Source organism: Nocardia sp. NPDC005978 (assembly GCF_040614455.1).
Taxonomy (GTDB): domain Bacteria; phylum Actinomycetota; class Actinomycetes; order Mycobacteriales; family Mycobacteriaceae; genus Nocardia.
In genome coordinates this window covers 21,124-29,256 of the sequence record NZ_JBEXUS010000102.1, presented here as the reverse complement: position 1 = coordinate 29,256, position 8,133 = coordinate 21,124, and the positions used below count along the sequence as shown (strand labels likewise).

General features: G+C 67.7%; 7 protein-coding genes. 3 read left to right on the top strand and 4 right to left on the bottom strand.

The window, feature by feature from the left end; translation table 11 throughout:
* Window positions 1–140: 140 nt before the first annotated feature.
* Both ABZ319_RS32195 and ABZ319_RS32190 read right to left on the bottom strand, forming a co-directional pair.
* Window positions 141–641, bottom strand: coding sequence for a PPOX class F420-dependent oxidoreductase (locus ABZ319_RS32195; RefSeq protein WP_354990303.1), 501 nt, complete (start codon window positions 639–641; stop codon window positions 141–143).
* A gap of 203 nt (window positions 642–844) precedes the next feature.
* The gene (locus ABZ319_RS32190) at window positions 845–1,546 is read right to left on the bottom strand and encodes an IclR family transcriptional regulator (RefSeq protein WP_354990302.1); all 702 of its coding nucleotides are present in this window, start codon (window positions 1,544–1,546) and stop codon (window positions 845–847) included.
* A gap of 163 nt (window positions 1,547–1,709) precedes the next feature.
* Here ABZ319_RS32190 and leuC point away from each other — a divergent pair, with 163 nt between their 5' ends.
* From leuC to ABZ319_RS32175, 3 genes are all read left to right on the top strand, one after another.
* Complete coding sequence (gene leuC / locus ABZ319_RS32185) at window positions 1,710–3,134, top strand: 3-isopropylmalate dehydratase large subunit (RefSeq protein ID WP_354990301.1); 1,425 nt, start codon at window positions 1,710–1,712, stop codon at window positions 3,132–3,134.
* Window positions 3,135–3,211: 77 nt separating this feature from the next.
* The gene (gene leuD, locus ABZ319_RS32180) at window positions 3,212–3,820 is read left to right on the top strand and encodes a 3-isopropylmalate dehydratase small subunit (RefSeq protein WP_354990300.1); all 609 of its coding nucleotides are present in this window, start codon (window positions 3,212–3,214) and stop codon (window positions 3,818–3,820) included.
* Between the two features lie 156 nt (window positions 3,821–3,976).
* Entirely contained in the window at window positions 3,977–4,624 is a 648-nt protein-coding gene (locus tag ABZ319_RS32175; RefSeq protein ID WP_354990299.1) for an HU family DNA-binding protein, read from the top strand.
* 326 nt (window positions 4,625–4,950) lie between these two features.
* Here ABZ319_RS32175 and ABZ319_RS32170 read toward each other — a convergent pair whose 3' ends face one another.
* Both ABZ319_RS32170 and ABZ319_RS32165 read right to left on the bottom strand, forming a co-directional pair.
* Window positions 4,951–5,907 (bottom strand): NUDIX domain-containing protein, encoded by a 957-nt coding sequence (locus ABZ319_RS32170; protein WP_354990298.1) that lies wholly within the window; start codon window positions 5,905–5,907, stop codon window positions 4,951–4,953.
* Window positions 5,904–8,084 carry an RNA degradosome polyphosphate kinase gene (locus ABZ319_RS32165; RefSeq protein ID WP_354990297.1) on the bottom strand — a complete coding sequence of 727 codons (2,181 nt, stop codon included), beginning with the start codon at window positions 8,082–8,084 and terminating at the stop codon, window positions 5,904–5,906. Before ABZ319_RS32165 ends, ABZ319_RS32170 begins: the two co-directional genes overlap by 4 nt.
* Window positions 8,085–8,133 lie beyond the last annotated feature (49 nt).

Genomic DNA, 8,133 nt, shown 5'->3' with positions numbered 1-8,133 from the left:
CTAGGACGCCGCCCTCTCAAGGCGGTAGCGCGGGTTCAAATCCTGTCGGGACTACAAAGCGAAGGCCCCCAGCCCAACGGCTGGGGGCCTTCGCTTTTCCCGTGTACCGGGCGCCGGGGTTTTCGGCCCCGGCGCGGATTTCAGTCCAGCGCCCCGGCGGTGCTGCCGCCCAGCGGGATCGCGGGCATCCCGAGTTTGCGGTGGTCCCAGCTGCGCACGCGTTCGGGGACGATGCGAATCGCGATGCGCTTGTTCAGCATCTGTTCGACGAACGGCTTCATCTCTTCGCTGTACGGGCCGGTGTACCGCTCCCACACGCTGATACCCACCTGGAACAGGGCGTCGGCATCGTCGATGATCTCCGCGCGGCCCTCGATGGACACCCCGCGCAACTGGTCGTAGGTATCGCCGGCCTCGACCAGGACGGTCACCCGCGGATCGCGCCGCAGATTCACCGCCTTCTGCGATTTGGCCTTGGTCTCGAACCAGATCTCGCCGTTGATCAGCCCGAACCACATGGCGGTCAGATGCGGGGTGCCCGCGGGACCGAGGGTGGCGAGGGTGGCGATTCGGCTGCGCTGCAGGAATTCCGCGATCTCCAGGTCGGACATCGTGATCTGAGCGCGTTGATTAACTCCCATGGGCCGACTGTAATTTACGCCGTATGAGGCGGGTCACAGTGCCCGTCCGGCACCGCCGTACCCGATCCCGCCGAACGCCGATACCGCTGATCCGCGCTGAACGCCGCCGCGCCCGATCCCGCTGAACGCCGCTGTGCGGCCCGAAAACGCCGACGCCCCCACCGGATTCCCGGCGGGGGCGTCGAAAGCGCTGTGCGGGCCCGTCAGAGGCGCTTGTGCAGGGCGTCGGCGGCGGCCACGAGGTCCGCGGCCCAGCGCGCGCCCGGGCGCCGGCCCATGCGATCGATCGGGCCGGAGACCGACACCGCCGCGATGACCGCGCCCCCGGTGTCGCGCACCGGCGCCGAGACGCTGGCCACGCCCGCCGCGCGCTCGGCCGCGCTCTGGGCCCAGCCGCGCCGCCGCACCTCGGCCAGTGCGCGCTCGCCGAATACCGCCTCCGGCAGCACGGTCCGCTGGAGTTCGGGATCAGCCCAGGCCAGCAGCACCTTCGCGGCCGAGCCGGCGGTCATCGGCATGCGCGCGCCGACCGGCACGGTGTCGCGCAGTCCCGAGGCCGGTTCCATCGAGGCGACGCAGACCCGGGCGTTGCCGTCGCGCCGATACAGCTGCACGCTCTCGCCGGTGATCTCGCGCAGGCGCGGCAGGATGCCCGCGGCGGCGTCGAGCAGCGGGTCGCTGGCGGTGGTAGCCAGCTCCGACAGGGCCGGGCCCGGACGCCACAGTCCCTGGCTGTCGCGGGCCAGCATGCGATGGGTCTCCAGGCCCACGGCCAGGCGATGCGCGGTCGCGCGGGGCAGGCCGGTGCGGGCGCAGAGCTCGTTGAGGCCGCAGGGTTGCTCGGCGACGGCGTGCAGGACCGCCATGGCTTTGTCCAGAACACCGATACCGCTATGCTGTCTCATAGAACGATATTAGCGTCTCGCATGTTGGGAATGCCAAATCGCGGATCGCAGCGTGCGAACGCATATGGGCATCTTCGGCATCAGGGCTCACCGGCCCGCGCGGCGCGTTCCCCGCGTCACCAGCCCGGGCGTGGGTTATGTCCTATCGAGAGGTGATGCAGTTATGGCCGTTCGGCCACGCACTCTGGCGGAGAAGGTCTGGGACCAGCACGTCGTCGTGAAAGGCGAAGGTGAGGGCGCGAACCGCGAACCCGATCTCATCTACATCGATCTGCACCTGGTCCACGAGGTCACCAGCCCCCAGGCCTTCGACGGCCTGCGCGCGGCCGGGCGCCCGGTCCGCCGCCCCGATCTCACCATCGCGACCGAGGATCACAACGTCCCGACGATCGACATCGATCAGCCGATCGCCGATCCGGTGTCCCGCCTGCAGGTCGAGACGCTGCGCAAGAACTGCGCGGAGTTCGGGATCCGCCTGCACCCCATGGGTGATCTGGACCAGGGCATCGTGCACGTCGTCGGACCGCAGCTGGGCCTGACCCAGCCCGGCACCACGGTGGTCTGCGGTGACTCGCACACCTCCACCCACGGCGCATTCGGCGCGCTCGCAATGGGTATCGGCACCAGCGAGGTGGAACACGTGCTGGCGACGCAGACTTTGTCGCTGCGCCCCTTCAAGACCATGGCCATCAACATCGAGGGCGCGCTGCCCGAGGGCGTGACGTCCAAGGACGTGATCCTCGCGGTCATCGCCGAGATCGGCACCGGCGGCGGTCAGGGCTACGTGCTCGAGTACCGGGGCGAGGCCGTGCGGGCCATGTCCATGGAGGCCCGGATGACCATGTGCAACATGTCGATCGAGGCCGGTGCGCGCGCCGGGATGGTCGGCCCGGACGCGATCACCTACGAGTTCCTGAAGGGCCGCCCGCACGCCCCCGAGGGCGCGGACTGGGATGCCGCCGTGGCGGCCTGGGACGAGCTGAACGGCGACCCGGACGCGGTTTTCGACGCCGAGGTCACCATCGACGCCACCGCGCTGACCCCCTTCGTCACCTGGGGCACCAACCCGGGACAGGGCCTGCCCCTGGGCGCTTCGGTGCCCGACCCGGAGCAGATCCACGACGAGAACGAGCGCGCGGCCGCGGAGAAGGCGCTGCAGTACATGGGCCTGGAGCCGGGCACCCCGCTGCGAGACGTCACCGTGGACACCGTTTTCGTGGGGTCCTGCACCAACGGCCGGATCGAGGATCTGCGTGCGGTGGCAGGCATTCTGGACGGCCGCAAGGTCGCAGCCGGTGTGCGGATGCTGATCGTGCCGGGCTCGATGCGGGTCCGCCTGCAGGCGGAAAACGAGGGTCTGGGCGAGATTTTCACCGCCGCGGGCGCGGAATGGCGGCAGGCGGGCTGCTCGATGTGCCTGGGCATGAACCCCGATCAGCTTTCGCCCGGTCAGCGTTGTGCCTCCACCTCGAACCGGAACTTCGAAGGGCGACAGGGCAAGGGCGGTCGCACGCACCTGGTCTCGCCGCTGGTCGCGGCGGCCACGGCCGTGCGCGGAACCCTGTCCTCACCTGCGGATCTCGGCTGATTCCAGCTGATCGATCCCCGGCGGGCCAGACGACCCGCCGGCGCCGGGCAACTCACACCGACTCGAGGAGAAACACGATGGAAGCCTTCAAGGTCCACAAGGGGATCGGCGTTCCGCTGCGCCGATCCAATGTCGACACCGACCAGATCATCCCGGCCGTCTATCTGAAGCGCGTAACCCGAACGGGTTTCGAGGACGGCTTGTTCGCGGGCTGGCGAACGGATCCGAACTTCATTCTCAACGTCGAGCCCTACAACCGCGCCAGTGTGCTGGTGGCCGGTCCGGATTTCGGTACCGGTTCCTCACGCGAGCACGCCGTTTGGGCGCTCAAGGACTACGGCTTCCGGGTCGTGATCTCCTCGCGCTTCGCGGACATCTTCCGGGGCAACGCCGGTAAGGACGGTCTGCTGACCGCCCGGATGGCCCAGAGCGATGTGGAATTGCTCTGGAAACTCATCGAGGAACAGCCCGGTTTGGAATTGACGGTGGACCTCGAGACACGCACTGTCGCCGCCGGAACCGTTGTGTTGCCGTTCGATATTGACGACTACACCCGGTGGCGTCTGCTGGAAGGGCTGGACGACATCGGCCTCACGTTGCGCCGGTGCGACGACATCGACGCCTTCGAAAACGCAAGGCCGAGTTGGAAACCCGCCACCATTCCGGCTCGTATTTCGCAGACGTAATCATTGGGGGGCGTTAGCTGAACGCCCCCTAACGCGGTTGCTGGGCGTGTGCGGTGTCTCATCAAAATGGGTGTGGCAGATAGACTCTTGCCCAAAGAAGGTTTACCGTGGTACCTAGTCGGTCCGACGACGGGCCATTAGTCTGCGGAGGATTCAATGAACAAGGCGGAACTGATCGATGTTCTGACCGAGAAGTTGGGTACTGACAGGCGCACGGCAACCGCTGCGGTTGAGCAGATGGTCGACACCATCGTGCGCGCTGTGAACAAAGGTCAGAGCGTCACCATCACCGGGTTCGGCGTCTTCGAACAGCGCAAGCGCGCCGCTCGTGTCGCCCGTAACCCGCGCACCGGCGAAACCGTCAAGGTGAAGCCGACTTCGGTGCCCGCATTCCGTCCCGGCGCTCAGTTCAAGGCGATCATTGCGGGTAAGCAGAAGATCGCCTCGAGCGGCCCGGCCGTGAAACGCGGTGTGGCTGCTCCGGTGTCGGGCAAGCCGGGTGCGAAGAAGACCACGGCCAAGAAGACGGCCAAGAAGGCCGCCACCAAGGCGCCGGCCAAGACCACGGCGAAGAAGGCCGCCACCAAGGCCCCCGCCAAGAAGGCCGCCGTCAAGAAGGCAGTCGCGAAGAAGACGGTCGCCGCCAAGAAGGCGCCGGCCAAGACCACCGCCAAGAAGACCGCGGCCAAGAAGACCGTCGTCAAGGCCACCGCGGCGAAGAAGACCACGGCTGCCAAGAAGACGACCGCCGCCAAGAAGGCGCCGGCCAAGAAGGCCGCCGCCAAGCGCACCGCCCGTCGCTGACGGGTCGAACCGCCCGTCACTGACGGGTTTTCGGCGCAGTACGACATGTGAGACGGCCCGGCTCCGCCGGGCCGTTTCGCATGTGGACCCCAACAAATGCACTCGCGCCCCGGCCGTTCCCGGCCGGGGCGCGATTTGCTGTCCGGAAGTTCCCGTGCCCCTTACCAACCCGGCCAATCCCACCGTGGGGGCCGGGTCCGCCCCCGCGGACCCCGCGGCGTTTCGGTTCGGAAAAGGCTTGCGGCGCCAGCAAAATGCGCCTCTGACCGGCCGAACGTGAATTACCGCAATGGTTTGATGCTAATTCGGCACGACTGCGAAATGTCCTACTGCTGAATGTCCACCGGCGTCAGCGCCCGGTCGAGGTGGTCGGCGGCCACGAGTCGATCTTTGTGCACCGACAGCACCCAAACGCTGCCCTTGCGATTACGGGCCGCGGGCAGGGTGATCCCGTCCCGGTCGGCCCACCAGCCGAGCAGATCCGGAATCACCTTGCCCTGACTGCAGATCACCGGCACCGAATCGGCGGCGACGAGCTTGCGGGCCCGTTTCCGGGCCGCCTCGATCGCCGTCTCGTAGCCCGAATCGCTGAACAAAGGCTCCAGTTCGATGTCCGCGCCGAGCTTTTCCGCCAGCGGGGTAACGGTTTGGACACAGCGCAGCGGTGGGGCGGAGTGGATTTCGGTCGCGCCGAAGGCGAGCAGATTCGCCGCCAGCGCCTGAGCCTGTGCGCGACCGGCCTTTTCGAGCGGGCGCTCGTCGTCGGGGCCGGTGTAGCGCTCGCGCCGGCCCGCCTTGCCGTGCCGCACCAGCAGCAGCGTCTCGGTATCGGCCGGTAGACGCAGGAAATTGCGGATGATGTGGCGATCCATGGGGTAGGACAGCGCGTCCATCAGCCCCTCGATCCGATGCCACACCAGCACATCGACTTCGGAGTTGGACTCGAATGCCCCGGCCACCGCCTGGGCCGCCCAGTAGTCCACCCGCTTGAGTTTGCGGTGCCCGGGTATCGGATAGGTCACGTGGCCCAGATAGCGCCCCAGGCGGCAATGTACGCCCGTTTCCTCGGTCACCTCGCGCACGGCCGTGATGACGGGCGTCTCACCGGGATCCAGCTTGCCCTTGGGCAGCGACCAGTCGTCGTACTTGGGCCGGTGCACCATGGCGATCTCCAGCTCGCCGCCCGGACCGTGGCGCCACAGCACCGCGCCGGCCGCCGGGATGTTCGGCTTGACGCGGGGATCGGAGAATTGGGCCTGGTGCGCGGATTTACCCGCGCTCATCGGCGGTCCGGACGGCGCAGTCGCATGAGGTATTCCTGGTGATCGCGGATCTCTTCGCCGGGGACGTCGCCGCCGGGCTGTGCGTCCCAGCTGCCGTCCGGGCGCAGTACCCAGCAGCGGGTGTTGGGGTAGAGGGCGGAATCGAACATCTGTCCCAATCGCTCGGACAGGCGCGGATCCTTCACCTGCGCCAGCACTTCCACGCGCCGGTCCAGGTTGCGGTGCATCATGTCCGCGCTGCCGATCCAGTACTCGTTCTGCGCCTGGAAATGCAGCACCCGCGAATGTTCCAGGTACCGGCCGAGAATCGAGCGCACCTCGATGTTCTCGCTCATGCCGGGCACGCCCGGGCGCAGCCCGCAGATGCCGCGGACCACGATCTGTACCGGGACGCCCGCCTGCGAGGCGCGGTAGAGCGCGTCGATGATCTGCTCGTCGACGATGGCATTGGCCTTCAGCCGGATTCGCGCCTCCTTGCCCTCGGCGGCGAGTTCGACCTCGCGTTCGATGCGCTCGACGATGCCCTGGCGCACCCCGCTCGGGGCCACCAACAGGTTGCGGTAGCTGGCTTTTCGGGAGTACCCGGTCAGCGAGTTGAACAGGTCGGTCAGGTCGGCGCCGATCTCCGGTGCGGCAGTGAGCAATCCGACGTCCTCGTACAGGCGCGCGGTCTTGGGGTTGTAATTGCCGGTGCCGATGTGGCAGTAGCGGCGAATGGTGGCGCCCTCGCGGCGCACCACCAGGCAGGTCTTGCAATGGGTTTTGAGGCCGACGAGGCCGTAGACCACGTGCACCCCCGCCTGTTCCAGCTGGCGCGCCCACTTGATGTTGGCCTGCTCGTCGAAGCGGGCCTTGATCTCCACCAGCGCCACCACCTGCTTGCCCGCCTCGGCGGCGTCGATCAGGGCGTTGACGATGGGGGAGTCGCCCGAGGTGCGGTACAGGGTCTGCTTGATCGCCAGCACCTGCGGGTCGGCGGCGGCCTGTTCGATGAAGCGCTGCACGCTGGTGGAGAAGGAGTCGTACGGGTGGTGCACCAGCACGTCGCCCTCGCGCAGGGCGGCGAAAACGTTTCGGGGCGTTTCGCGTTCGCCGAACGCCGGCGGGGTGGCGGGGACGTAGGGAGCGTCCTTGAGCACGGGCCGGTCCACGCCGTACACCTGCCACAGGCAGGACAGGTCGAGCAGGCCCGGCACCTGGATGACGTCGCCGGGGTCGACGTCGAGTTCGCGCAACAGCAGATCGAGCATGTGCTCGGTCATGTCGTCGGAGACCTCCAGGCGCACCGGGGATCCGAAGCGGCGGCGGGCGAGTTCGCGTTCCAGGGCCTGCAGCAGGTCCTCGTCGCGATCCTCCTCGACCTCGAGGTCAGCGTTGCGGGTGATGCGGAACGAATGGTGTTCCACCACTTCCATTCCCGGGAACAGCTGATCGAGGTGAGCGGCGATCAACTCCTCCATGGGCAGGAAGGGCGCCAGGGGCGAGCTCGCGCCGGAGTCGCGGCCCGAGGGCGAGCGGCGCACCCGGACGAAGCGATCGACGTTGTCCGGCACCTTGACTCGGGCGAAGTGCTCGCCGCCGGTCACCGAATCCTTAACCGTCACGGCGAGATTGAGACTCAGGCCGCTGATGTACGGGAACGGGTGCGCGGGATCCACGGCCAGCGGGGTCAGCACCGGGAAGACCTGATCCTGGAAATGCTGGGACAGGCGCTGGCGCTCGCCCTCGTCGAGGTCGGCCCAGCGGATGATGGCGATGCCCTCGTCGGTCAGCGCGGGCAGCACCTGATCGAGGAAGACCCGCGCGTGCCGGGCCGCGATCTCCTGGGTGCGGGCGGCGATCATCTCCAGCTGTTCGGTGGGTGAGAGCCCGTCCGCGGACCGGACCGACAGGCCGGTCTCGGCACGGCGTTTGAGACCGGCCACGCGCACCATGTAGAACTCGTCCAGATTGGACGCGAAGATCGCCAGGAACTTCGCCCGCTCGAGCAGCGGCTGGGAGGTGTCCTCGGCCAGCGCCAGGACGCGGGCGTTGAAATCGAGCCAGCTGAGCTCCCGATTCACGTATCGATCGGCGGGCAGCCGGGCGGGGGTGGGCGGTGGGGTGGCCGCGGGCGGCGCCGCGGGTAGTAGCGGCGGTTGCTTGACGGTATCCGTATCGCTCACTCTCACGATCATTCCTTATGTCGCGGGTGGGGGCCTGATCTGACACTGCCCATTGCAGCGC

Bases quoted from the DNA above. Each gene is read 5' to 3' on its own strand.
- leuC (WP_354990301.1), top strand. From the start codon at position 1,710: ATGGCCGTTCGGCCACGCACTCTGGCGGAGAAGGTCTGGGACCAGCAC.
- ABZ319_RS32165 (WP_354990297.1), bottom strand. From the start codon at position 8,084: ATGATCGTGAGAGTGAGCGATACGGATACCGTCAAGCAACCGCCGCTA.
- leuD (WP_354990300.1), top strand. From the start codon at position 3,212: ATGGAAGCCTTCAAGGTCCACAAGGGGATCGGCGTTCCGCTGCGCCGA.
- ABZ319_RS32170 (WP_354990298.1), bottom strand. From the start codon at position 5,907: ATGAGCGCGGGTAAATCCGCGCACCAGGCCCAATTCTCCGATCCCCGC.
- ABZ319_RS32190 (WP_354990302.1), bottom strand. From the start codon at position 1,546: ATGAGACAGCATAGCGGTATCGGTGTTCTGGACAAAGCCATGGCGGTC.
- ABZ319_RS32195 (WP_354990303.1), bottom strand. From the start codon at position 641: ATGGGAGTTAATCAACGCGCTCAGATCACGATGTCCGACCTGGAGATC.
- ABZ319_RS32175 (WP_354990299.1), top strand. From the start codon at position 3,977: ATGAACAAGGCGGAACTGATCGATGTTCTGACCGAGAAGTTGGGTACT.